Origin of the sequence: Streptomyces sp. NPDC088810 (genome assembly GCF_044750305.1) — a bacterium.
Taxonomy (GTDB): Bacteria; Actinomycetota; Actinomycetes; order Streptomycetales; family Streptomycetaceae; genus Streptomyces.
The window spans coordinates 264,091-287,348 of sequence record NZ_JBIVJQ010000007.1 but is presented as its reverse complement, the minus strand read 5'-3'; the positions used below and the strand labels follow the sequence as shown (position 1 = coordinate 287,348).

Here is a 23,258-nt window from a genome sequence, read left to right as displayed (position 1 = left end):
GGGCGGCGGTCCTGTGCTCCCTACTGCTTGTGGCCGTTGCCGTGTCCGTCGGGGTGCAGGACTACCTTGGTCCAGCCCTCGTCACGGGCGTCGAAGTGCTCGTAGGCGGTGGGGGCCTCGTCCAGGCTGAGCTCGTGGGAGACAACGAAGCTCGGCTCCGCCTTCCCGCCGGCGATCAGATCCCGCAGCGCCCGGTTGTACTTCTTCACCGGCGCCTGCCCGGTCCCCATGTGCTGGCCCTTGAACCACATCATCCCGAAGTCGATCGGAACCTTGCCCTGGGCCTCCAGCTCACCCTGAGCCTCCGCGCCGCCGGGATCCTGGGGCAGGAAAACGCCCACCACACCGATGTTGCCCGTGAACCACGGTACGTCCTTCACTGTGACAGTTCGCGGTCCTTCATATACCGCTGCTTTCATTGATGTCTTCTCTCGGTGCCACGGCAGGACCGCGGCACGGCGATGATGAGACGGCGCAGAGAGCCTGACTCCCGGAAGTTGCTGTGACGAGGTCCGTGGCTCCCGCCTCTGCGGGCCGTTCACCCGGATCAGGTGGAACGGTGGTTCCGCCGCCGGCCTGCTCGGCGGAGCTTGCACTCCGGCGGCGTGCGGTGCGGGTCCCCGTCGGCATGCGATGTGAAACGACCCTTCACCGATCGATCAGCGGATTTGTCGTGCTCGGACGGCCACCGGTCCCCGGCACGTCTCCGACTCAGGTCACCAGCTAGTCATCGTGGTCGTCCGCCCGCATGCGGCGACGTTCCTGTTCGCGCTTGGAATAGGCGGCTGCCCGGATCGCCTCGTCGCTCTCCAAACCGGATCCCAGCGCGCCGCCCACCGTGGCGATGGAAGCGACGAACCAGGACAGCGTCCAGTACTCCGTGGCATGCAGCGGGGTCCGTGTCATCGAGGCGAAGACTTTGTCATTGAGGATGAAGAGCGCCCACACCAAGTTGATGACCACCAGACCCGCGTAACAGACGACCACGCCGATGCCCAAGGTCACGACCGTGGACGCGTTGTAGAGAGCCGTCCTCTTCCTCTCCTCCAGCGAGGCATCCGTCGATCGATGCCACAGCTGCGCGTCCACGATCAACCAGCCGATCATGAGTACGACAGACCCGACCATGGCGATCACAAGGCGCGGCGTGCTCAGCGCCTCGGACAGACTCCAGAGGGTGGAGTTCACGGTGGCGATGGCTCCCGTGGCAAGGGCGGCCGCCAGGGCTTTCGACAGGCCCGGCACCAACCGCCACGGCTGGTTGGCGCGGACCATACCTCCGAGCACCCTCAGGTAACCGCCCGGCCCGCTGACGACGTACCGCAGATCGGCGGTCTCCTCCTCACCGATCGGGCCCGGGTGAACAGGCGCAAGACGACTGGCAAAACGTCCCGGCGAATGACGCTGGGAAGGCTGCCCGTCCCCAGTGGCACGCGGAGTCGCCAAGCTGAGCACGGCTTCTTCGACCGCCCGCAAGGCTCTTGTCTGAAGACGCAGGCCCCCCAGCGACGGAAGGGACAGCAGCGCCAGGCCGTGTTCATGACTCAGATCCACGACGAGCTTGCGCCCGTGCGAGTGCAGGGGAAGGTCGGTGAGGGCCACGACGACGTCCCACTGTTCCGCACGCGCGCGGTCCATGATCCGGCGTGTCAAGGTGGACACATCCTCGGTCCCTGCGGTGAAGGGCTCACTGATCACCTCGACGTCGAACCGCCGCCCCTGGCCCGACTTGTCGGCGAGCCGAGCAGGGAGTACGCGGGCAATGCGCCGCGCGATCTGCGTCGGCGCGTCCGGATCCGCCAGGAGAGCCACGGCCGTAACGCCTTGCGACGATTCCCGCATGACCGAACCCTTCTCGTCGGCTGCCCCGGCGCTACCAGTGCCCCCAGGATGCTCCCGAGATACCGGCGGCGCCCCCTGACGCGCTTGCCCGCCGCCGGACGGCATGGACGATGGCGCGGCCGGCGTCCCGGTGACCGTCTGATCTCCATCCTCGCCTCGCCAGGTACCACCCAGTGGACATGACTCAGGAAAGACCTCCGGCCTTGCGCAAGTGATCGGTGATCTCATCCCGGGTCCGCATCAACCGCCGGGCAGGCTCCACCAGAGCCGAGCCATCGCCTGAGCGACTGACCTCAATCACGAGTCGGTAGATGGGTGCGACCTGGTCCTCCAGCGACTTGACCAGGCCGAAGGCGCTACGCGGCCCCACCAGCCGGACGATTGTGCCCTGTCGCCGCAGCTGGCCTATGTGGTCATCTATGACCGCGACGATCGCTTGGACATCGACGCTGTGCCCCTCTTCCAACTGCTCGGCAGTCTGCCGGAGAGTACGTGCGATGTCTGTCGCCCCTTGCAGGAGATCGGCATACGCCTGCAGCGACCGGGCCTCTTGCTCGGTGTGCCGGGTTCGCTGCCACTTGCTGCGCTCCAGGTACATGTTGCCGGCAGTGGTCAGCGCGACTCCCGCTAGTGCGGAGGCCACGGGAACTACTTGCGTTACCAAGTCAGCCACGGAGCAGGAGTGTGCCACTCCTGAGCCTTACTGGGCCTCCTCCGGACCAGCCGGTCCCTCACGAAGCGGCCCCTCGGACAGCGCACCAGCGGTTGCCGTCAGATACTGCCGTCAAGGCAAAAGCCAGAGGCCCTGCGGATCACTCCACAGGGCCTCTGGTCTGCTGTGCACTCGGCAGGATTCGAACCTGCAACCTTCTGATCCGTAGGCGGGTGCAGCCTGTACGCCCTGACAATCTATGGGCGCTCACTCAGCAGACGTGGCCGTCTGTGTACCCTGCGTTGTCTTGGACCGTCCGTCGGTGTGTGCCCACGTTGATGTCAGCGGTTGATGTCAGTCCCACGTTTCGACGGGCGCTGAAACAGAGCGCCTGACCTGCGGTGCGGAAGATCAACGATACGCAGAAGGGTGAAGCCTGCCCCCTCGTAGTACCGGTGCAGCCCTTCGTTGTCCTTCCACGCATCCAAACGCAACCACTGCTTGCCCTGCTCTGCAGCCCGATCCGTGGCCCAGTCCAGCAGCTTCCCGCCGACGCCACGGCCGGCGGCGCTGCGACTGGTGGCCATACGATGCACGTACAAGGCGGCTCCCGGATCATCGTCCGGCTTCCAAAACTCGGGGTCCGCAAAGTCGTCCACTTGAATAGTCGCGATTGGCTCGCCGTCCTCGAAGACGAGGAAGCACACACCCTGTTCCAGCGCAGTCACGATGCGGGCACGATGCGGCGGGTATTGCCACTGATCGATGCCGCGAGAGGCAAGCCATGTGGACGCTCCTTGCAGTAGCGCTTCCACGGTGCCGAGTTCATCAACGCGGCCGGGCCGGATGAGCAGGTCTTTCATGCGTCCTCGTTCGGCTCTTCGCGCTGTCGTTCGTAAGAGATCACGTGCCGGTCGCCGGGGAGCACGGTCACCGCGACTCGTACAGGTTTCCCCTCGGCTGTGTAGCCGGTGAGGACATGGACCCCGACCGGCGTCCCAGGGCCGAGGTCGAGCCGATGCACCTGCTCGGGGGTGGGCATGCGGACGTACAGCTCATCTAGTGCTCGCACTTGTCGATACCCGAGTTCGGCTAGAACCTCGTTGGCACCACGGGTGATGTCCTCCGGGCGCATGATCTCCGAGTCACGCACGATGGAGAGCGGGAAGTAGCTGTCATTGATGTTGAACGGCTCGCCATCGAGGTAGCGCACACGCTTCCGCACCGCGACCAGTTCGCCCGCCTCCAGGTGAAGCCGCTTGGCTACCTCCTCCGGAGGCTCCACGATGGCTACTTCGATTTCCTGCCGTGGCTCGCGACCCTCTGCCGAGTACTCGGTCATGAAGGCGTCCATCTCCGGTGAGTACGGCCGCTTCCGGAACTCTGCCTGCGGGCGGAACACCATCGGTCGGCGACGCCGGACGAAGTGCCCCTGCGGACGCGCTGAGACGACGAGCCCCTCGTTCACGAGCTGAGCGAGCGACTTGCGTACGGTCTCCCTTGACACGCCGTACTGATCGCGCAACTCCGCTTCCGTCGGGAGCTTTGCGTCTGGTTCGAGCTTCCCGGACGTGATCTGCTCCCGCAGCGCGTCCGCGATCTGCTGATACATCGGGTTTCGCCCGAGACGACTCACTGCCATGCCTCCCATGGAAGCCGCTCACCAACTGCATTGTCTAGTCAATGTGGCCAATGCCCTTGCGGCCCGACTCAACCTCTGCCAACATCCTGTCTGTAGCCATTGTACGGACAATGGCTACAGCAAGTCAGGGCATCCCTGTGCTTTCTCAGGGCTTGCTGCCGTCTGCATGTCGGTTCGGGATTGCTCGTGCTCTTGGGGCCCTGAGCTGGTCGTTCCTTGAAAACTCAACAGAGCGCATATGAGGGGAGCCCGCCCCACCTCCGCGAACAAGAGGGCGGGCGCGCGCGGGTCTGTTCCCGTGCGCGGTACAGCGCAACTCAATCTCCGCAGCGTTGCTGCGGCCGGTTGCCTCCGCTGCTCGTCTCGTACGAGCGGCGTAGAGGGGAGCCGGAGATGCCGACTTCAACGGCGCGCGGCCCCGGTGCTGGAACACCGGGGCCGCTGTTCGGGCCGTTGCCACCTGCTAGGGGGAACACGACCCATGGACCACATCGTGACTGTTCAGGACGCTGTTACCGCGTTCGAGCCGTGGCTGGAGCCCACGGACGCGGAGCTGGACGCCATCGACGCGGAGATGCCCGTCATCCGCGCGGAGATGGAGTTGCTGGACGCGCAGATCATCGTCATCGACCGCACCCCGTCCGAGCTGGACGAGCGGCGCATCCGTCGGGCCCGCCGGCGCGTGCTCGCCGCCCACCGCGACCGCGTCAACGGCCTCACCGGGCAGCCGGGTGGTGCCGCATGAGCGCGAATCCCTCACCGGGCGCCCTGCCCGTGGTCGTCATCCGTGTCGGCTCGCTGCTGATGCTGGGGGCGACGGCCTGTCTGCTGGCGCTGCGGGGACCGGTGTGGCGCCTCGCCTTGCTCGTCGGCGCCATCGTCAACGCCGTCGGGTGGCTGCGGAACCTCCGCGACCGCTCCGCCGACGTTCCTGTTGCTCCCAGCGAGGGGAGCGACGAGGGCGAGGAATTGGAGTCCTTCGCATGGGAGTACGGCGACCTGCGCGACGGCGGGGAGGCGAACCAATGAGCCTCCACCGCAAGGGGCGCGCCGCTCTCGTGTTGGCGCTGGTCGTCGTGGTCGCGATGGCCTTCCGGGTGTCCTGGAACGCGCTGCGCGACATCGCGGGCGCCATCGGCGCGGACGGCACGGCCGCGACGCTGTACCCGTTCGTCGTGGACGGCCTCATGGCCCTGGCCTTGATCGCGACGCTCGTTCTCGCCGGACGGGACCGGGCGTTCGCGCTGCGGGTGCTGGCCGCCTACACGATTGCCTCGCTGGTGCTGAACTACGTGCACGGTCTGGTACCGGAGCTGCACGGCCGGTCGGTCGACTGGGGTCGACTGGCGGACTGGGACCCGGCGAACTGGGTGCTCGTGCTGCTCGCCACGTCGCTGCCGGTCGGGTCGATCTACTTCGGTTCCGACCTCGTGGCGAAGGTGCTGCACCACCGCCCCAGCCCGATCACAGCTCCGATCGAGAATGCGGAGGAATCGACCAATACCGAGAGGAATCGGTCGAGGTCTGACCTCGCGGTATCGACCCCGGCGCCGATCAGCCAGAACGTGAAGCCGCTGCTCCGACCGGTGGCCGTCGGCTTCCTGAAGTCGACGGCCCTGGCCAAGCCGGTCCCGGCCATCGAGCAGCCGCCCGTGACACTGATCGAGCGGCGCGCGATCGGCGCGGAGTCGACCCGGCCGCGACGGGCCACGGGCCGCGTGCCCGAGGTCGCCCGCACTCCGCGACCGAAGCGCACCCCGGGCGAGCTGCTGGCGGAGGCGCGGAAGGCTACGGCCGATTGGCCGGATGCCAGGCTGACCGCCGAGGGCATCCGTCGTGAGGTCCGCACCTCGCCGGCGAACGCCCGCACCCTGCGCGACACCCTGCGCGCCGAGCGCGGTCTCCAGGTCGCCTGATGGGCGCCCTGCCCGTCTACCGGTGGCGGCTCGCCCCGGACGGCTACGCGACCTACCGCCAGCTCCGCGCTCTTGGACTGCGTCCGGGTGGTCAGGGGGTGGCGGCGCAGGTGGAGCGGCCCCGGCGCCGGCGGGGCCCGCTGGTCGCCTACCTCTACCGCATCGACCGCGCGAAGCCGGTGCGTCCGATGACCCCGGCGAAGTGGGCGGCTCTGGCCAAGGCCAACGCCGCCCGCCGCACCTGCCCCGAGTGCCGCCGGGATGCGGGATACGTCATCCCGCCCTCGCTCGGCATGTGCTCTACCTGCGCTTTCCCCGACAACGCCCCGGAGGGTGCGTCATGGAACAGCTCCCCGCACACCGCCCGCTGACTGTCGTCCAACTCCCGGACGGCAGCCACGTCTACGCCGACCCGGCCAACCTGCCCGCGCAGCAGCCGAGCGGGCCGCAGGTGGTGCACATCCACCAGGCGCCGCCGGACCGCACGGTGCAGCGCGTCGCGCTCGGCTCCGGGGTCGGTGCCGGCGCGGTCGCGGCCGGCGTCTACTTCGGCCCGCTGCTCGTCGGCGTGCTCACCGCCATCGCCGCGAACCTGGCCATGCTCGCCTTCATCGCGCTCGTGCTCGGCTGGGCCGTGGTCACCGTCGTCCGCTCCATCTCCGAGGGCGGCAAGAGCACCGGCAAGCGCGGCCGGAAGAGCCACTGAAACACCCCGACGCCACAGACGGCCCCCAGAGCGTCTGAGCCTCCTTCTGTGTGGGGTTTGACCCCCGGAAGGCTGTTCGGCCGCCATAGGCCCCGTAGCGACGCAGGGTGACGGAGGTTTCCGCCCTCGCGCGCGCACGCGTAGGGGCCGCCTCGGAAACCAGGAAACCGGAAACACGCTCACTCCGCGTAACACATACGTGTGGTGACGGGCCGTCGCAGGGCCCGTCACCACCGACCCACTACCCCTGAGAAGAGGACTCCGTGAGCCACGGACAAGTCTGGCGTGCCCACCGCCAGTACGCCGCCACCGCTGCACGATGGACCGCCGACGTGTGGCGCAAGGAAGCCGACCGCCGCGCCGCTCTGCGCGCCCAGCGCAAGCCGCTCGTAGCCGACGCCCGCGCCGCCCTGGAACGGGCCCGCGCCGTCGACCCCGAGGGCGTCACCTCCCTGCGCCACCGCGCCGAACGGGAGCTGCGCACCGCCAAGCGACGCGTACCGGACCCGATGTGGCTGTTCGCCACCAAGACGACCGCCGCGCTCGGCATCGCCGGATACGTCTGGCTCCCGCAGGTCCCGACGCGTGTGTGGGTGTGGTCGGCCGTCGCCGTCGTCGCGGCCGTCACCGCCCTGTTCGTGTGGGTGGCCGTGCGCGAGCGCGACACCACCGGACTCAAGCCCACCGCCGAAGAGAGCGCGCTGCTGAAGCGCCTTCAGCCGCAGCACTGGAAGGACCACGCCGAACAGCGCGGCCTCGCCGGCACGCTGACCGGCCGGCCCAAGCTCACCGAAGCCGGGATCGTCGTCGCCGTCCGGCTCGACGGCACGTGGACGGCGACCAAGCTCCGCGCCGCCGAGGACCACATCCGCGCCCTGCTCGGCGCCCGCACGAGCCTGCGCATGCAGATCAAGGCGGGCAAGCAGGGCGGCTGGGCCGAACTCATCCTGCGCACCCGCTCGGCAGCCGACGGCGACGACCTGAAGTGGACACCCGAACGGCGCTCCCTCGGCGTCGACACCGTCACCGGCGAACAGGTCACCGTGCCGCTCGGGGAACGGCTGCTCATCGCCGGCCGGTCCGGCGCGGGCAAGTCGGTTGCGTCCCGGCCGCTGCTGTACGACGCGTCCGAGGGCGCCACGAACGCGCTCGTCATCATCGACCTCAAGCGCGTGGAAGGCCGCCTGTGGGACCACCGGGCCCGCGTCGCCTCCACCCCGCGCGAAGTCGTCGACGTGGTCGATGAGCTGGAGACGGAGATGCTGGACCGGCTCAGCGTGCTGCCCAAGGGCCAGGACACCTGGACCCCCACGAAGGAGCGGCCCCGCATCACGGTCGTCGTGGACGAGGGCGCCGAGGTCATGACGGCCGCCGACAAGGTCCCCTACGAGACCGAGACCGGCGACGGCAGGACCCGCACCGTGACCCGGTCCGCGCTGCCGGGCCTGGAGTCCATCGCCCGCATGGGCCGCGCCGCCTGCATCGACCTGTGGTGGATGACCCAGAAGCCCAGCATCAACGACGGCATTCCCAAGCAGATCGCCCCGCAGATCGGCGTTTCCATCTGCCTCGCGGTCCGCACGCCGGCCGAAGCCCGAGTCGTCCTCGGCGAGGACGCACAGGCCAAGGGCTGGAACGCCGACGAACTCCCCGTTCCCGGTGTCGCGCTGATCCGGGACGGCAAGCGCAAGCCCGACCCCGTCAAGGTCCGCTACATGGACAAGGCCGTCGTCATCGCCCTGCCCGACCGCACCCCGTGGTCCCGCACCGTCGCCCCCACGGTGGAAGCCGCGGGCACCCCGACGCTCACCCTCGTCAAGAACACGACGCTGGACGAGCCCACCACTGACAGCGCGGTGGCCCGCGTCCTGAAGGCCATCGAGACCGCCGACGACCCGGTCCGCCAGAAGGACCTCGTCACCATCACGGGCCTGTCCAAGAGCGCTGTGTCCAAGGCCGTCAAAAGGCTCACCACCGGCGGCATGGTCGTCCGCGCCGTGGACGGTCGCCTGACCACCACGCGCGGCGACGAGTCCGCCGCCGCCTAACCCATCCGCACAACGACGACGGCGGCCCCCTTCCGCCAAGAACCGGGGCCGCCGCCTTCCACCAGACCGTCAACAGACCTGTGGAGGTCTCCCAGCATGACCCAACCGACCCACATCCGGCGAGACGGCGAGCGGCCGTTACTGGGCGGCATGACCGGCACCCCGAGCGCATCCCTGGAGTGCCTGCCGCAACTCGCATCCGCTCTCACGGCGGCCGAACGCGGCTGGCCCGTCATCCCGCTTCACCCCGGCAGTAAGCGCCCGGCCGGGCACGCCGAACGTGTCTGCCCCCGCACCGGTCGGTGCGCCGGCGGGCACCGCACCCCGGAAGAGCGCGCCACCACCGACCCCGAACTGATCCACGCGGCGTGGGCCCACCGCCCGTACAACGTCGGGATCGCGACGGGACCGGCCGGGCTGCTCGTCATCGACCTGGACCCGGTCAAGGCGGAAGAGCCAGAAGGAGCGCCTGACGGCGCCACTTCCTTGCAAGCGCTCTGCGAGCGCGCCGGGCAGGTCCTCCCCGACACCTACCGGGTGCGGACTGCGCGCGGTGAACACCTCTACTTCACCGCCCCCGCCGGGGTGCGGTTGAAGTGCAGCGTGGACCGTCTCGGACCGCACATCGACACCCGCGCCTGGGGCGGCTACGTCGTCGCCCCCGGCAGCACCACCCCCGACGGCACGTACGAGGTCGCCCACGACGCTCCTGTGGCCGAACTGCCCGACTGGCTGACCGCGTTGCTCACCGAGCCGGACCAGCCCGCTCCAGCGCCCGTGCGGGTGCACGACGGCACCCGCGCCGCGCGCGCGGCGTTGGAGCGCGAGTGCGCCGTCATCGCCTCCGCGACCGCGGGCGGGCCGAACGGCCGCAACGTCACCCTGCACCGCAGCGCCTGCAAGGTGGCCCGGTTCGTGGCGTGGGGCGACATCCCCCGGCACGTGGTGGAGGAGGCAATCCAGGGGGCGGGGGAGTCGACGGGCCTGCCGCCGGCCGAGTGCCGCGCCACCATCCGCAGCGCCTTGGACTGGGTCATCGGCCACGCCACCCCACGGGAGGCGGCATGACGGCGCCGACTCCCCCCGCCCTGGATTGCCCCACCTCAGTTCCGACCGGCCCGAACGTCGCCACACAGGCTGTGAACATGGCGGCCGTGGGCGAGCCGAAGGAGGCCGCCCGTCAGGGCGTCGTAACTGCCCTTCTCTCGAACCGGTCCCCGATGCGGCCGGGTGTCGACCCGACCCCGGACGCGCCCGGGATCCGGATCTTCGCCCCGCCGGTCTACCGACACCCCTACGACGGCGCCCGCTGGTCAATGCGCCCCGGCGCCCTGCCCACCGCCGCCTACGCCTGCGCCTGCGGGCTGACCGGCACCGCCACCGGGCCCGACGGCGTCGCCGCGCTGGTCACCGAGTACGACGCCCACCGCTCCGCCTGCACCGGAACGTCCGCCCCGCCGTGTGAAGGGAGGCACGCCGCATGACCAACCGCATCGACGGCGCCGCGCTGCTCAACGAGGTGGAAGCCTTCCACCGCCGCTTCAACGTCTTCCCGCACGAGGCCGCCTACGTGGCCGTGGTCCTGTGGGACGCACACGCCCACCTGCTCGACTGCTTCGAGTCCACCCCGCGCCTCGCCTTCCTGTCCCCCGAACCGGGGTCCGGGAAGTCCCGTGCGCTGGAGATCGTGGAAACGCTCGTGCCCAACCCGATGGCCGCTGTAGACGCCTCCGCCGCCGCGCTCTTCCGCGCGGTGGCCGGGGTCGACGGCAAGCGGCCCACGATCCTCTTCGATGAGATCGACACCATCTTCGGCCCCAAGGCCGGGGAAAACGAGCAGCTCCGGGGCTTCATCAACGCAGGACACCGCCGCAACCGGCCGATGTTCCGCTGCGTGGGAGACGGCGCCAACCAGACCGTGCAGGCATTCCACTCCTACGCCGCCGTCGCCGTGGCCGGGCTCGGCTACCTGCCCGACACCATCCGGGACCGCTCCGTCAACATCCGCATGCGCCGCAGGGCCCGCAACGAGACGATCGAGCCCTATCGCACCCGCATCCACGAGAAGGAAGGGTTCGCACTGCGTGACCGGCTCGCCACCTGGGCAGAGCGGGTCAGCGAGCAGGTCATGAACGTGTGGCCGGCCATGCCCGAAGGCGTCACGGACCGGCCCGCCGACGTGTGGGAACCGCTGCTCGCGGTCGCGGACGCCGCCGGCGGGGACTGGCCCGACAGGGCCCGCGAAGCCTGCGTCGTCCTGGTCGCAGCGTCCAAAGCCAACGACAAAGGCAGCCTCGGAGTGCGGCTGCTCACCGACCTGCGCGACCACGTCATGGTCGGCATCGACCGCCTGCCCACGGTCGCAATCCTGGACCGGCTCAACGCCCTGGACGATGCTCCGTGGGCGGACCTGCACGGCAAGCCGCTCGACAACCGGCGCCTGTCCCGGATGCTCGCCGAGTACATGACGGCGGACAACGAGCCCATCACCTCCCGCAACATCAAGGCCGCCGGGAGCGTCCTCAAGGGCTACTACGCCGCCGATCTGAGGGACGCGTGGGCCCGCTACTGCCCCCCACCCCCGGAAAGTCCGCTACCTCCGCTACCGGGCACCGAAAACGTGGCCTGACCAGCACTAACGCGGTAGCGGCAACCGGCTCCGGTTGCCGCTACCGCCCCGCTACCCATCCGCTACCGCTACCCCTTCCCGCTACCGGCAGCAGGCCCCTGACCTGCGCGGTAGCGGAGGTAGCGGAAGTAGCGGCCCTCAGAGGGACCCCGACGGACAGTCCTAGAGGAGACACCGCGTGACCACCGCCATGCCCGCCAGCCACGAAGCGCTCAAGGTCCCCGAAGTCATGGCAGCGCTTCGCCTCAGCCGCAGCAAGGTCTACGACCTCATTCGCTCCAAGCAGCTCCCGAGCTTCACCGCCGGCCGGGCCCGCCGCATCCCGGTCGACGCCGTCCGCGAGTACATGCGCAACCAAATGGAGGAGGCCGCCTGATGGCCAAGCGACGCGCCAACGGCGAAGGAACGATCACCAAGCGCACCGACGGCCGCTATCACGCCGCCGCCTACGTCTACCGCCCCGACGGCACCCGCACCCGGAAGTTCGTCTACGGCAAGACCCGCGAGGAAGTTGCCGACAAGCTGACGGAGATGCAGGAGATGACCCGTCAGGGCATCCCCGCAGCGTCCTCGACCATGGCGTTCGGGGACTACCTGACGTACTGGCTCGCCACCATCGCCCCGGAGCGTCTCAAGCCTGCGACGCTGAACAGCTACGAGGGTCTGTCCCGGCTCTACATCCGGCCCGCACTCGGCAAGAAGCGGCTGAACCGGCTGTCGCCGGCGGACGTGCGCCGGTTCCTCTCCGAGTTCAAGTCAGCCTGCCTGTGCTGCCTTCGGGGAGCGGACAAGGAACGCCCGGAGGACAAGCGCACGTGCTGTGCGGTCGGTCGCTGCTGCGAGCGGCGCCCGTCCGCGCGCACCGTTCAGTACGTCCATGCCGTACTGCGGTCCGCGTTGCAGCAGGCCATCCGCGAGGAACTGATCGCGCGAAACGTGGCCCGGATCGTGGAGACGCCCACCGTCGACCACAAGGAGGTTCGCCCGCTGGACGCCAGCGAAGCCAAAGCACTGCTCAAGACGGCTCGCCCCCACCGCCTCTACGCGTTGTGGCTGTTGCTGATCTCCACCGGCCTGCGCCGCGGTGAGGTGCTGGGTCTGACGTGGTCGGACGTGGACCTGAACGCCGGTACCCTCCGGGTTCGCCGGAACGTGCAGCGCATCCGGCGAGAGCTGATCTTCGGCACGCCGAAGACGACGCGGTCCATCCGCACGGTCTCTCTGCCCCGGCGGTGCGTGCAGGCGCTCACAAAGCACCGCGAGGCGCAGGATCGTGAGCGCAAAGTCGCGGGACCGAAGTGGAAGCCGGCGGAGGGACAGCCGGCGGGGCTCGTCTTCACGACCTCCACCGGCAGGGTGATCGATCCGCGCGGGCTGAACAGGATGCTCACGATCCTGTGCCGGGACGCCAAGGTGCGACGGGTACGGGTGCACGACCTGCGCCACACCTGCGCGTCGCTGCTGCTGGCTCAGGGGGTCGACGCGCGCACCATCATGGAGACGCTGGGGCACAGCACGATCACGATGACGCTGGACACCTATGCGCATGTGATGGGGACGACGCTCCGGGCCGCCGCCGACCGGATGGACGACGCGTTGGGGCTGGACGACGACGAGGACAACGTGGAAGACGAGACGGCCGCCTGAAGATCTCTTCTCAGGGACGTTGATGTCAGCCGCTGATGTCAGAAGCCCCGCCGGATTAACCGGCGGGGCTTCTGACCTGTGTGCACTCGGCAGGATTCGAACCTGCAACCTTCTGATCCGTAGTCAGATGCTCTATCCGTTAAGCTACGAGTGCTTGTTCTTTTGTTTTGCCTTCGCTCCCGGTCCTTTCGGCCCGCTCGCGGCGACAGGAAGAACATTACATGACTGCCGCCGTCATGTGAAATCCGATCCTCATACCCCTTGTGACCTGCGAAAACGTCCAGGACGGGGGGAGAACGACGAAGCCCCGGTCCTGGGGACCGGGGCTTCGGATGGGGCGGAGGCGGAGGGATTTGAACCCTCGATGGGCTTTAAGGCCCAAACCGCATTAGCAGTGCGGCGCCATAGACCGGACTAGGCGACGCCTCCAGCACAACCGCTCACGCGAGCGCGCGAATGGTGCGTGCAGATGATGACACAGGCGAGCGCCGCGTCACCAATCGCCCCCCACGGTACTAGGCAGGCGGGCCGCAGGGCAAAGGGCTTCGCCGGGCGGGGCGGGAGGGAACCGGAGGCAAAGGGGGGAGCCCGGCGCAACGTCTCGGCGACAGCGGCGTTGGAACGGGCATGGTCTCTGTACTGCCGGGCGCCGGGCGGCGCCTTCTGTGGGCGTCGCTCTCCGCCGTCGCGTCCCTCGTCCCGCTCACCGCCGTACCCGCCGCCGCGGCCGGCGCGCTGCCGCCACCGGTGCGGCCCGAGGACGGGGCTGATCACCTGACCGTCGTGGTCCGGCACGCCGGGGCGGGGCGGGACGGGACGTACGAGGTGTCCTGCCATCCCGCCGCCGGCCGGCATCCGGACGCCGCCGGGGCCTGCCAGGTGCTCGACGAGCACACGCGCTGGGGCCGGGACCCCTTCGCGCCGGTGCCCCCGGACACCACCTGCACCATGCTCTACGGCGGCCCGGCCACCGCCCGGGTCACCGGTACCTGGGCCGGTCGCCCGGTCGACGCCTCGTACGACCGCAGCAACGGATGCGAGATGGGGCGGTGGGACCGGATGGTGCCGCTGCTGCCGAAGCCGGGCGGCCCGGCGTAGGGGCGGCCCACGGGGCCGCGGGGTGCTTGGCGGACGCATTGGTTCCGTAAAGGTCCGGAGGAGGACCGGGGGAGCCGGCCCATGCGGTCACGCGTTCGCCGTCACTTCCTCGTGGGACCTCCCTCTCATCCGGCGCCGCAAGCGCGATCCGTGCCCTTAGACTCCCTCGCGTGACACGTCGCGGGCCGGTTGGCAAGATGGCCCGAGCGGTCGGCAAGGTGCGGTAACAGGGAGGAAGGCGTCTCGTGAGCAGCAGGCCATCCCGAGGCGCTGCTCGCCTCGCAGCCATACTCGACGCGCTGCCGGATGCGTTGGTCCTGGTCAACGCCAACGGAACCGTCGTCAACGCCAACACCATCGCGCTGGAGGCCTTCGAGGCGCCCGGTACGGCTCTCGTGGGGCGCGGGCTGCTCGACCTGCTGCCCGAGTTCGACTCCCGGCTGATCCCCGGGTCGATGCGGCGGCCCGATCACATGGATCCCACGGGGCGGACCAAGCCGACCCGGATGGTCGCGCGGCGGACCGACGGGACCGAGTTCCCGGTCGAGGTCACCAGCGCCAACCTGAACGGGCAGCAGGCGTACGACGGTTACGGCTACACCGGCGACGAGCTGCTCATGATCGTGGTCCGGGACCTGTCCGGGACCGTCGACACCGAGGCCGAGCTGGCCCGCTCCCAGCGGCAGACCGAGATGATCCTGCGGGCTGCCGCGGAAGGCGTCGTGGGCACCGACACCGACGGGCGGATCGTGCTCGTCAATCCGGCCGCCGCCCAGATACTGGGGTACCGGGCCGGTGAGCTGGGCGGCAAGGAGCTGCACACCCTGGTGCTGCACTCCCGTGCCGACGGCTCGCCCTTCCCGTACGACGAGTCGCCGCTCGCCGACACCCTGCGCTCGGGGCGCAAGCACCGGGTGCGCGGGCAGGTGCTGTGGTCCAAGGGCGACAAGAAGGTGCCGGTCGATCTGACCACCGCGCCGGTGCGGGACGGGGACCAGCTCGTCGGCGCCGTGATGACCTTCACCGACCGGCGGCCGTACGACGCCCTGGTCGAGGAGAAGGCCGCGCTGGAGCAGGCGCACGCCGAGGAGCTGGAACGACTCTCCGAGGAGCACGCCTCCGACCTGACCGCGCTGCGCCAGCAGCACGTCACCGAGGTCGAGGAGCTGCGCGAGAAGCACGCGGAGGAGCTGGCGGCCGGCGAGGAGCGGTACGCCTCCCTCGCCGAGCGGGAGAAGGACCGCTACGAGGCGCTCGCAGGGCGGCACGAGCAGCTGCTCACGCTGCTCGGCGAGTCGCTGCGCGGACCGCTGGACGAGCTGCGCCACGAGCTGTCCGCGCTCGCCGCCGACGACGCCGGTCAGCTGTGGCCCGAGGCCAATCAGGTGCTGCACCACCTCTCCGCCGGATACGCGCGGATCACGACCCTGATCGACAACGTGCTCGGCTATCAGCGGCTGGACGCGGGCAGTGAGGACATCACCCGGACGAAGGTGATGCTGGACGCCGTCGTCGCCGCCGGTGTGGACGGGGCCGTCGAGCTGATCGGGCCGGGGCGCGTGCAGTTCGCCGTCCACGCCCCGCCCATCGAGGCCGAGGTCGATCCGCAGCGGCTCGCCACCGCGCTCGCGCATCTCGTGGCGGACGTCGCGGGGGTCGACGCCACCGGCAACACGCCCGTCTCGGCGGGCGGTTATCTGGACAACACCGTCGTCGTGGCCGCCGCGCAGCGCGGCGAGGTCGCGCGTATCGAGGTGCGCGGACCGTACGCCGGCGGGGACCCGGTGCACGAGCCGATCGTGCGCGGGATCGTGCGCGCCCACGGAGGCGTGCTGCAGACGCACGAGGTGCCGGGCATGAGCGGCAGTGCCTACGTGCTCGAGGTGCCGCTCGGCGGCGGGGCGGGCGCGGTCGCCGCCGACTCCCCCGGCACGGTGCAGGTCCCGGACGGCGCCGAGGGTGCCGCGGACGACTCCGGTGCGGCCGAGCAGGCCGGCGCGGGCGGTCGGCGGCGGGCCCGGCGGGCCTCCACGGACGCCTTCCTGGAGAGTGACGTGGCCGGCGCGGATGACGCCGGTGAGGCGGAGGCACCCGTACCGACCGGGCGGCGCCGGCGGCGGGCCGGCGCGCCCGCCGAGGAGGCTGTCGCGGTTCCGGCCGAGGCCCCGGAGGGCGCGTCCGGCGGGACCGGGCGGCGCCGCGGGCGGCCCGCCGAGATCGGCGCCGGAGGCGCCGGTGACGGCGAGGGCGTGGCCGAGGGTGCCGTGATGACCGCGGCCGAGCAGAGCGCGGGGGCCGCCGCCTCGGGTACGGGACTCGGTGGCACCGTGCCGCCGCAGGGCGTGCCCGCGCCCACGGGCCGGCGGGCCCGGGGCGACTCCGACGCCCCGCAGGCCGCCCTGCCCCCGGCCCTTCCCGCGGCCGGCGGCGAGCCGGCACCGGGCGCGCAGGCCGTTCCGGCGCAGGGTGGCGAGCTGGTCGCGGCAGACGGCGCGCAGCCGGGCGGACGGCGCCGGCGGGCGCTGGCCGCCGCGGCGGAGCGCGCCGCGGCGCAGGAGGCGGGCGCGCGTACGGTCTTCGCCCTGCCACCGGCCGACGCCGACCGTGCCCCGGCCGGTGCCGAGCCGGCGAACGGCACGGCCCCCGCCCCGGGTGCGGCCGTGCCGGTGGTGCCGGGTGCGAGTGCGCCCGCGGGGCCGAACGCCGGTGTTCCCGTGACTCCGGGTGGCGGTGGGCCGTCCGTCCCGGGCCCGGGTACGGCTGCCGACGCGCGGCCGCAGGTCGGTCCGGCGGCCGGTGCCGGACCGCTGCCCGGGCAGGTGCAGGTGCCCGCGCAGATGCCGGTGTCCGTCGAGGGGCTCCCGGGTGACGACGGCCGGCACGACGCCGTACCGCTCGACCAGGCCGAGGACCACACCCCGCCGCAGCCGCATCCCACCAGCGCCCCGACCGGCCGACGGCGCCGGGCCGTGGCCCAGCCGGCCGAGGCCGCGCAGGCGGTGGCGCCGGGAACCGTACCCGGACAGACCCCGCCGCAGCCCCTCCCGGCGCCGGCCGCTCCCGGCCAGGCCCCGCAGGGCACGGCCGTACCGCCGGCTCCCGGCCAGGCGGCGCCCGGCGTTCCGGCGCAGGGCACGGCCGGGCAGGGCATCGCCGTCCAGGCGGGTCCCGGGCAGGGCATCGCCGTCCAGGCGGGTCCCGGGCAGAGCGGTCCCGTCCAGGCAGGTCCCGGGCAGAGCGGTCCCGTCCAGGCAGGTCCCGCGCCGGCGGTTCCCGGTGCGCAGCCCGGTGCCGCCGTCCCGGGGCAGGCGGCCGTACCAGCGCAGCACACGCCGGGCCGGCCCGCGCCCGCTCAGAGCACACCGGCCCAGCCGGCGCCCGCGCAGGGCACCGCCCCGGCGCCGCAGCCCCCGGCCGCCGCGCAGCCGGGCACCCCGCCCGCCGGTACCCCGGTGGCCCCGGGTGCGCTGCCGTTGCCCGCCGAGGCCGGGCAGGCGACCGCGGGCCCGCAGGGCGCCCAGGCCGGCAGTCCGGCGGCCGGTGCCCCGCAGCAGTGGCCGGGTACCGGCACTCCCACCCCGGCTCCCGGCACCCCGCTTCCCCCCGGGGCCAACGGGTCCGCCGTACCGGCCGCGCAGCCGTTGCCCGCGCCGGCCGCCGGCGGTGTGCCGGTCGACCCGGACTCGACGCAGGGGCGGGCGATCAGCGTGCGCACGCTCGGGCAGGGTGTGCCGTTCGCGCGGCAGGCCGCCCAGGTGCAGCAGCCGACGGCCACTCCGCCGCCGCACGCGCCGGGCGGTTCCGGCCGGCGGCGCAAGCTGGGCACGCCTCCCGACCCGGCCACCCGCCCGGAGCCGCAGCCGCAGCCGGTCCAGGCGGCCCGGCCGCATCCGCCGGCCGAACCGGCACCGGCACAGCCGTCGCTCGGCGGTCAGGCGCCGCTCGCCGGGCAGCCGGCGGTGGCGCAGCCGGCGCCCGCCGGTCCGGTGCCCGGGGCGCAGCCCTCGCTCGGCGGGCAGTCCCGGCCGGCCGCGGGCACCGAGGGGGCCGGACGGTCGTACGCCATAGGCGCCCCGGAGCCCGACGCCGCCGAGGGGCCGGAGCCGCTGGACGGTCCCGGCGGGGCCGTGGAGGTGGCGGACACGCCGCGTCCGCAGCCGCTGGACGACGAGCTGCCCCCGGAGCCGCTGGACAACCCGCGCCGGCTGCTGGTGTGGCCCGCGCCGGACGTGACGACCCAGCAGGCGCTGAGCGACCGTGGCTACCGGCCGGTGATCGTGCACTCGCGCGAGGAGGTCGACGCGCAGATCGCGGCCTTCCCCGCCGCGCTGTTCGTGGACCCGCTGACCGGGCCCATCACGCGGACCGCGCTGCAGTCGCTGCGCCAGGCCGCGGTGGCCGCCGAGGTTCCGGTGCTGGTCACGGCCGGGCTGGGGCAGGCGACGCGCGAGGCGGCGTACGGCGCCGATCCCGCCGTCCTGCTGAAGGCGCTGGCGCCGCGGGACAGCGAGCAGCATCCGCCGCGGGTGCTGCTCATCGAGGAGCACGCGGAGATCGCGCTGGCGCTGACCTCGACGCTGGAGCGGCGCGGGATGCAGGTGGCGCGGGCCGCGAACGACAACGACGCGGTGACGCTGGCGGGGCAGTTCCGGCCGAACCTGGTGGTGATGGACCTGATGCAGGTGCACCGCCGGCGGGCCGGGATCGTGGACTGGCTGCGGGCGAACGGGCAGCTCAACCGCACCCCGCTGGTCGTCTACACGGCCGCGGTCGACCCGGCCGACCTGCCCCGGCTGGCCTCGGGCGAGACGGTGCTGTTCCTCGCGGAGCGGTCCACCAGCACCGAGGTGCAGTCGCGGATCGTGGACCTGCTGGCCCGGATCGGCACGAACTAGGCACCGGGTCCGGACACCGGCGCCGTACGGGCAGTCGCTAGCGGGCCACCAGCCTGCGGGCCGCCTCCTTGACGGAGGCCCGCAGGCGGTCGCGGTCGGAGTCCCGCGTACCGGCGAGGATGCGCCGCATCTGGGGGACCACGGCCATCCAGTTGGTCAGCGCGGTGATCAGGATCAGCAGGTCGCCGGCCGGGATGGCGTCCGTGATGACGCCCCGGGCCTGGCCGTCCTCGAGCGCGGCGACCTTGCGGGCGTAGTGGTCCTGGCGGGCCGGCTCGTCCGGGAGTTCGGCGCTGCCGTACTCGATGCCCTCCCAGAAGAGCAGGCGCAGCAGTTCGGGGTGGGTGGCGTGGTAGTCGAGGAGGCGGTCGACCCAGCCCTCGATGTCGTCGGGGTCGACGGGTACGGCCGCCGCCAGGTCGACCATGCAGGTGCCGAGGACCTTGCTGAACAGCTCCGCCTTGTTGCCGAAGTAGGCGTAGATCAGCTGCTTGTTGGCCTTGGCCGCGGTGGCGATGCGGTCGATGCGGGCGCCCGCGATGCCGTGGCGGGCGAACTCGGCGACCGCCGCGTCGAAGATACGGGCCTTGGTGGCCTCGGGGTCCCTCACTGGTGCCATGGGGACAGGGTAGGGCGCTCGGCGAGCGATAACCAACTGGTTGGTTGACTGGGAATGCCGGGACGGTGCACGCTGTTGGGGAGTTTCAACCAACCAGTTAGTTGTGTGAGTCGGCTCTAAGGAGTGCCTCCCCCTCATGCCGTCAGCCACCAGCACCCGCCGGGCGCCCGGAGTCCGGATACCCGACCGCGAGCGGTCCGCCTCCGGCACCCTCTTCCTCCTGCTCATCGCCGTCTGCACCGCCGTCACGGCCGCCAACATCTATCTCGCGGCCCCGCTGCTGCCGCTGATCGCCCACGACTTCGGCACCCTCCCCGCGGCCGTGGCCTGGATCGCCTCGGTGGCCCAGCTCGGCTACGCGGCCGGGCTGCTCTTCTTCGCCCCGCTCGGCGACCGCGTCGACCGCCGTCCGCTGGTCGCCTGGCTCTCCGTGGCCACCACGGTGGCGCTGCTCGTCGCGGCCGTCGCCCCGGGCACCGCGGCCCTGGCCGCCGCCGTGTTCGTCGCCGCCGCGGCGACCGTCGTACCGCAGCTGCTCGTGCCGCTGGTCGCCGCGCGCGCCCCGGCCGACCGGCGCGCCCGGCATGTCGCGGCCGTCATCGCCGGGCTGTTCACCGGCATCGTCGCGGCCCGCGTCCTCGGCGGGCTCGCCGGGCAGGCCTTCGGCTGGCGCTGGGTGTTCGCCGGGTCCGCCGTACTGACCCTCGCCCTGGGGCTGGCCACCGCGGCGGCCCTGCCGGCCGAGCGGCGGGTACGGCACGGCGGGCTGTTCTCCGGCATCGCCGAGCTGCCGGGGCTGCTGCGCCGCTCGCCCGACCTGTGGCGGGCGTGCCTGCGGCAGGCGGGGATGTTCGGGGCGTGGAGCGCCCTGTGGACCTCGCTGGCGCTGCTGCTGACCGGTCCGGAGTACGGCCTGTCCACCGCGACCGCCGGGCTCTTCGGCCTCTTCGGGCTGACCGCCAGCGCGGTGGCGCCACTGGCGGGCGGGCTGGTGGACCGGTTCGGCGCGGCCCGGGTCGTCGGCGCCGCGTATGGGCTGGCCGCCGTCGCCGTACCGCTGTTCTGGCTCGGCGGCCAGGTGCTGCCGGCCCTGTTCGCCGCCGCGATCGCGATCCACGCGGCCCTCGTGGCCTCCCACGTCGCCAACCAGACCCTCGCCCTGACCACGACGTCCACACCGGCCACCGCCAACACGGCCTACGTCGTCTCCGGCTTCGCCGGCGGCGCCCTCGCCTCAGCCGTCGCAGGCCCCGCCTTCAGCCACTGGGGCTGGTCCGGGGTGTGCGCGGTGGCGGGGCTGTGGCTGGTACTGGGGTGGACTACGACAGTGCGGGGCGGGCGGCGCTGACGGGGTGCGGGGGCCGGCGCTGACGGCGGGGGCCGGCGGCGCGCGGATACCGGCACCGACGCATGCGGAGGCCGGCGCCGACAGCGCCGGCAGCCGCACTAACGCACTGCGTAAGGGCTGGCGGTGGCGGCTTGCGGCAGCCGGCACTCGCAGCGTGCAGCCGCCGGCACCGACGCACTGCTGGGGGCCGGCGCTGACGGCGCGCGGCGGCCGAGCAGCGCGCCGGAGCGGCGACCGGAGTGCCGCCCAGGGCACGCAACGCGCCGCAGTGCGTCCCGGCGCGCGCGGTGCGCGTCGTACGCCGCCCGTGCCTCGGCAGGCCGGCACCGATGCCACGGGACGGCCGGCACGCCCACCGCGCGGCGGCCCCGAAACGCCGGCGGTGGGGGCCGGAGCCGGATCCCGCCCCGATGCCCGGTGTCGAGTTCTCGCTCGGCACCGGGTCCTTTCCACGGCGGCGAAGCCCCGTCAGAGGTGGGTGACGTCCAGCTCGCCCTCTGCGTACTGCCTGCGGAGCACCTTCTTGTCGAACTTGCCCACGCTCGTCTTCGGGACCGACTCGACGACCGTCCAGCGCTCGGGCAGCTGCCACTTGGCGATGCGGCCCTCCTCGGCGAGGAAGGTGCGCAGGGTCTCGAAGTCGGCGGTCGCGCCGGGCCGCAGGACGACCGTGGCCAGCGGCCGCTCGCCCCACTTCTCGTCCGGTACGGCGACCACGGCGGCCTCGGCGACGTCCGGATGGGACATCAGCGCGTTCTCCAGCTCGACCGAGGAGATCCACTCGCCGCCGGACTTGATGACGTCCTTGGCCCGGTCGGTGAGGATGAGGAAGCCGTCGGGGGAGATGGTGCCGACGTCACCGGTCTTCAGCCAGCCGTCCGCGCTGAACTTGTCGGCGGGACGCAGGGGTTCGGCGTCGGGGCCGTTGTAGTAGGCGCCCGCGATCCAGGGCCCGCGCACCTCCAGCTCGCCCGCCGACTCGCCGTCCCAGGGCAACCGTGCGCCGCCGGGGCCGGTGAGGCGGGCCTCGACGCTCGCCGGGAAGCGGCCCTGGGTGAGCCGGTAGCCGAACTCCTCGTCCGTGCCGACCGCGTGAGCCGGCGGACGGGCCACCGTGCCCAGCGGGGAGGTCTCCGTCATGCCCCAGGCGTGGCAGACGCGCATGCCGAGCTGGTCGAACGCCTCCATGAGGGAGGGCGGACAGGCCGAGCCGCCGATGGTGACCTGGGTGAGCGAGGAGACGTCCCGCGGCCTGGCGTGCAGCTCGCCGAGCAGGCCCTGCCAGATGGTCGGGACGGCCGCCGCGTGGGTGGGCCGCTCGCTCTCGATCATCTCGGCGAGCGGGGCCGGCTGCAGGAAGCGGTCCGGCATCAGCATGTTGACGCCGGTCATGAAGGTGGCGTGCGGCAGGCCCCAGGCGTTGACGTGGAACTGCGGGACGACGACGAGCGAGGTGTCCTGGTCGGTCAGGCCCATCGACTGGGCCATGTTGACCTGCATGGAGTGCAGGTAGATCGAGCGGTGGCTGTACACCACGCCCTTGGGGTCGCCGGTCGTGCCGGAGGTGTAACACATGGCGGCGGCCTGGCGTTCGTCCAGCTCCGGCCAGTCGTAGTGGGTGGGCCGGCCCGCGATCAGTTCCTCGTACTCGTGCACCTGCGCGCCGGCGTCGGCCAGCGGGGCGCGGTCGCCGGGCCCGGAGACGACGATGTGCTCGACCGTGGGCAGCTTCGGCAGCAGCGGCGCCAGCAGCGGGATGAGGGAGCCGTTGACGAGGACGACCCTGTCGGCCGCGTGGTTGACGATCCACACCAGCTGTTCTGCGGGCAGCCGCAGGTTCAGCGTGTGCAGGACGGCGCCCATGGAGGGGATCGCGAAGTACGCCTCGACGTGCTCGGCGTTGTTCCACATGAGCGTGGCCACCCGGTCGTCGCCGGTCACCCCCAGCTCGTCCCGCAGGGCGTGCGCCAGCTGCGCGGCGCGGGCGCCGATCTCGGCGAAGGTGCGCCGGTGCGGTTCGGGGTCCCCGGTCCAGGTGGTCACCCGTGAGGAGCCGTGGACCGTCGACCCGTGGGTCAGGATCCTGGAGATCAGCAGCGGTACGTCCTGCATCGTGGCCAGCACGGCGTCCTCCCGGGCGACATTGCCTACGCGGTGGTCCTACGCGGTGGTAGGGGGTGCGCTGAATTCTGCGCACATACCACGCGGTATGTCAC

General features: G+C 71.8%; 20 protein-coding genes, 2 tRNA genes and 1 pseudogene. 14 read left to right on the top strand and 9 right to left on the bottom strand.

What is annotated here, in order from left to right; translation table 11 throughout:
• Positions 1-20: 20 nt before the first annotated feature.
• From ACIP4Y_RS23650 to ACIP4Y_RS23630, 5 genes and pseudogenes are all read right to left on the bottom strand, one after another.
• A pseudogene (locus ACIP4Y_RS23650) lies at positions 21-362 on the bottom strand (aldehyde dehydrogenase); the annotation flags it as partial.
• 361 nt (positions 363-723) lie between these two features.
• The gene (locus tag ACIP4Y_RS23645) at positions 724-1,842 is read right to left on the bottom strand and encodes a hypothetical protein (protein ID WP_401396742.1); all 1,119 of its coding nucleotides are present in this window, start codon (positions 1,840-1,842) and stop codon (positions 724-726) included.
• Between the two features lie 184 nt (positions 1,843-2,026).
• Positions 2,027-2,515: a hypothetical protein gene (locus ACIP4Y_RS23640; RefSeq protein ID WP_401396739.1), complete on the bottom strand. Its 489-nt coding sequence runs from the start codon at positions 2,513-2,515 to the stop codon at positions 2,027-2,029.
• A 320-nt stretch (positions 2,516-2,835) separates the two neighbouring features.
• Complete coding sequence (locus ACIP4Y_RS23635; protein WP_401396736.1) at positions 2,836-3,357, bottom strand: GNAT family N-acetyltransferase; 522 nt, start codon at positions 3,355-3,357, stop codon at positions 2,836-2,838.
• Positions 3,354-4,136, bottom strand: a complete 783-nt coding sequence (locus ACIP4Y_RS23630) for a GntR family transcriptional regulator (protein ID WP_401396733.1) — start codon at positions 4,134-4,136, stop codon at positions 3,354-3,356. Before ACIP4Y_RS23630 ends, ACIP4Y_RS23635 begins: the two co-directional genes overlap by 4 nt.
• A 481-nt stretch (positions 4,137-4,617) precedes the next feature.
• Between ACIP4Y_RS23630 and ACIP4Y_RS23625 the strand changes: the two genes are divergently transcribed.
• The 11 genes from ACIP4Y_RS23625 to ACIP4Y_RS23575 all read left to right on the top strand — a co-directional run bounded on the left by ACIP4Y_RS23625 (position 4,618) and on the right by ACIP4Y_RS23575 (position 13,082).
• Positions 4,618-4,881 (top strand): DUF6284 family protein, encoded by a 264-nt coding sequence (locus ACIP4Y_RS23625; RefSeq protein ID WP_401396730.1) that lies wholly within the window; start codon positions 4,618-4,620, stop codon positions 4,879-4,881.
• Positions 4,878-5,165: a hypothetical protein gene (locus ACIP4Y_RS23620; protein WP_401396727.1), complete on the top strand. Its 288-nt coding sequence runs from the start codon at positions 4,878-4,880 to the stop codon at positions 5,163-5,165. Before ACIP4Y_RS23625 ends, ACIP4Y_RS23620 begins: the two co-directional genes overlap by 4 nt.
• Complete coding sequence (locus ACIP4Y_RS23615; protein ID WP_401396724.1) at positions 5,162-6,052, top strand: DUF2637 domain-containing protein; 891 nt, start codon at positions 5,162-5,164, stop codon at positions 6,050-6,052. Before ACIP4Y_RS23620 ends, ACIP4Y_RS23615 begins: the two co-directional genes overlap by 4 nt.
• Positions 6,052-6,423 (top strand): RRQRL motif-containing zinc-binding protein, encoded by a 372-nt coding sequence (locus ACIP4Y_RS23610; RefSeq protein ID WP_401396721.1) that lies wholly within the window; start codon positions 6,052-6,054, stop codon positions 6,421-6,423. Before ACIP4Y_RS23615 ends, ACIP4Y_RS23610 begins: the two co-directional genes overlap by 1 nt.
• Positions 6,393-6,758: a DUF6251 family protein gene (locus tag ACIP4Y_RS23605; RefSeq protein ID WP_401396718.1), complete on the top strand. Its 366-nt coding sequence runs from the start codon at positions 6,393-6,395 to the stop codon at positions 6,756-6,758. The genes ACIP4Y_RS23610 and ACIP4Y_RS23605 overlap by 31 nt, the downstream gene beginning before the upstream one ends.
• 263 nt (positions 6,759-7,021) lie before the next feature.
• Entirely contained in the window at positions 7,022-8,806 is a 1,785-nt protein-coding gene (locus ACIP4Y_RS23600) for a MarR family transcriptional regulator (protein ID WP_401396715.1), read from the top strand.
• Between the two features lie 150 nt (positions 8,807-8,956).
• Positions 8,957-9,874: a bifunctional DNA primase/polymerase gene (locus ACIP4Y_RS23595; protein WP_401397060.1), complete on the top strand. Its 918-nt coding sequence runs from the start codon at positions 8,957-8,959 to the stop codon at positions 9,872-9,874.
• Positions 9,875-9,951: 77 nt separating this feature from the next.
• The gene (locus ACIP4Y_RS23590) at positions 9,952-10,290 is read left to right on the top strand and encodes a hypothetical protein (RefSeq protein WP_401396712.1); all 339 of its coding nucleotides are present in this window, start codon (positions 9,952-9,954) and stop codon (positions 10,288-10,290) included.
• Entirely contained in the window at positions 10,287-11,435 is a 1,149-nt protein-coding gene (locus tag ACIP4Y_RS23585) for a DUF3631 domain-containing protein (RefSeq protein WP_401396709.1), read from the top strand. The genes ACIP4Y_RS23590 and ACIP4Y_RS23585 overlap by 4 nt, the downstream gene beginning before the upstream one ends.
• 178 nt (positions 11,436-11,613) lie before the next feature.
• Positions 11,614-11,811: a helix-turn-helix domain-containing protein gene (locus ACIP4Y_RS23580; protein WP_250288263.1), complete on the top strand. Its 198-nt coding sequence runs from the start codon at positions 11,614-11,616 to the stop codon at positions 11,809-11,811.
• On the top strand, positions 11,811-13,082 hold the full coding sequence (locus ACIP4Y_RS23575) for a tyrosine-type recombinase/integrase (protein WP_401396706.1): 1,272 nt from the start codon (positions 11,811-11,813) through the stop codon (positions 13,080-13,082). Before ACIP4Y_RS23580 ends, ACIP4Y_RS23575 begins: the two co-directional genes overlap by 1 nt.
• A gap of 81 nt (positions 13,083-13,163) precedes the next feature.
• Here the strand turns inward: ACIP4Y_RS23575 and ACIP4Y_RS23570 are convergent.
• Positions 13,164-13,236, bottom strand: a tRNA-Arg gene (locus tag ACIP4Y_RS23570).
• Positions 13,237-13,420: 184 nt separating this feature from the next.
• Positions 13,421-13,511 (bottom strand) — tRNA-Ser (locus ACIP4Y_RS23565).
• A gap of 198 nt (positions 13,512-13,709) precedes the next feature.
• Here ACIP4Y_RS23565 and ACIP4Y_RS23560 point away from each other — a divergent pair.
• Positions 13,710-14,180: an SSI family serine proteinase inhibitor gene (locus ACIP4Y_RS23560; protein WP_401396703.1), complete on the top strand. Its 471-nt coding sequence runs from the start codon at positions 13,710-13,712 to the stop codon at positions 14,178-14,180.
• Between the two features lie 245 nt (positions 14,181-14,425).
• Positions 14,426-19,075: a PAS domain-containing protein gene (locus ACIP4Y_RS23555; protein ID WP_401396700.1), complete on the top strand. Its 4,650-nt coding sequence runs from the start codon at positions 14,426-14,428 to the stop codon at positions 19,073-19,075.
• A gap of 37 nt (positions 19,076-19,112) precedes the next feature.
• Here ACIP4Y_RS23555 and ACIP4Y_RS23550 read toward each other — a convergent pair whose 3' ends face one another.
• A complete protein-coding gene (locus ACIP4Y_RS23550; protein WP_358640899.1) occupies positions 19,113-19,694 on the bottom strand; it encodes a TetR family transcriptional regulator in 582 nt (193 codons plus the stop codon).
• 136 nt (positions 19,695-19,830) lie between these two features.
• Between ACIP4Y_RS23550 and ACIP4Y_RS23545 the strand changes: the two genes are divergently transcribed.
• Entirely contained in the window at positions 19,831-21,042 is a 1,212-nt protein-coding gene (locus tag ACIP4Y_RS23545; protein ID WP_401396696.1) for an MFS transporter, read from the top strand.
• A gap of 468 nt (positions 21,043-21,510) precedes the next feature.
• Here ACIP4Y_RS23545 and ACIP4Y_RS23540 read toward each other — a convergent pair whose 3' ends face one another.
• On the bottom strand, positions 21,511-23,166 hold the full coding sequence (locus tag ACIP4Y_RS23540) for a long-chain fatty acid--CoA ligase (RefSeq protein WP_358640896.1): 1,656 nt from the start codon (positions 23,164-23,166) through the stop codon (positions 21,511-21,513).
• Between the last annotated feature and the right edge of the window lie 92 nt (positions 23,167-23,258).